We start from the raw sequence: 1,009 nt of genomic DNA, 5'->3' as shown, positions 1-1,009 counted from the left end.
AAATACAGCATGGTCCAAAAAAACCAGCAGCTTAGCGATGACTTTAGCCGAACAAATTCGCAATGCGTTCTACTTGCCATTTGAATTGGTTGCAAAAAGCGTCCGCTGGTTAGAACAGACAGCGAACAACATCAAAGATCCACAAGTTCGAGAGCGCATTAAAGCAAGTAAGTCAGCAATGGCATTGAACTACACCTTGCTGTTTTTCGTGGTGTTAATCGCTTTGCTGTGTTTTACGGTGCCATTTGGTTATCAAGCTCAGACTGTCTTTGTGTTGTTACTCTGGGCATTAGCGATGATGGTTCGTCGCATGCCGGGTCGTTTTCCTACCATGCTTTTGATCATCTTGTCGGTTACGGCCTCATGTCGATACTTGTGGTGGCGTTATTCGTCTACCCTGAACTGGGACGATCCTGTTGCTTTGTTTCTAGGGGGCGTTTTACTTCTAGCTGAGACGTATTCTTGGATTGTGCTGATGCTTGGCTATTTCCAAAATATCTGGCCATTGAATCGCAAACCAGTATCGATGCCACCGGATCAGTCAACTTGGCCAACTATTGACTTGATGATCCCTACTTACAACGAAGATCTTGATGTCGTGAAAGCGACGGTTTATGCCTCGTTAGGTGTCGATTGGCCGAAAGACAAACTCAACATCCACATTCTGGATGACGGCAAGCGTGATAGCTTCCGAGATTTCGCCAAAAGTGTAGGGGTGAACTACATCCGCCGCCCAACGAATGAACATGCGAAAGCCGGTAACATTAACTATGCGTTGAAGCAGACCAGCGGTGAGTTTGTTGCGATTTTTGACTGTGACCATATTCCTACACGAGCATTCTTTCAGCTCACAATGGGGATGTTCCTGAAAGATCCAAAGTTGGCGCTTATTCAGACGCCGCACCATTTCTTCTCTCCGGATCCTTTTGAGCGTAACTTATCGAACTTTCGTAACGTGCCAAACGAAGGCAACTTGTTTTACGGCCTGATCCAAGATGGTAATGACTTA

At 45.9% G+C, this 1,009-nt stretch carries 1 protein-coding gene; it reads left to right on the top strand.

What is annotated here, in order from left to right:
* Positions 1–1,009: glycosyltransferase (locus R7Z50_RS24980; RefSeq protein ID WP_318149417.1), on the top strand; the 1,009-nt coding region annotated here is incomplete at both ends.

Source organism: Vibrio sp. 1249-1, from assembly GCF_033340495.1.
The sequence above is the reverse complement of the archived record's forward strand: the minus strand, read 5'-3'. Positions and strand labels throughout refer to the sequence as shown.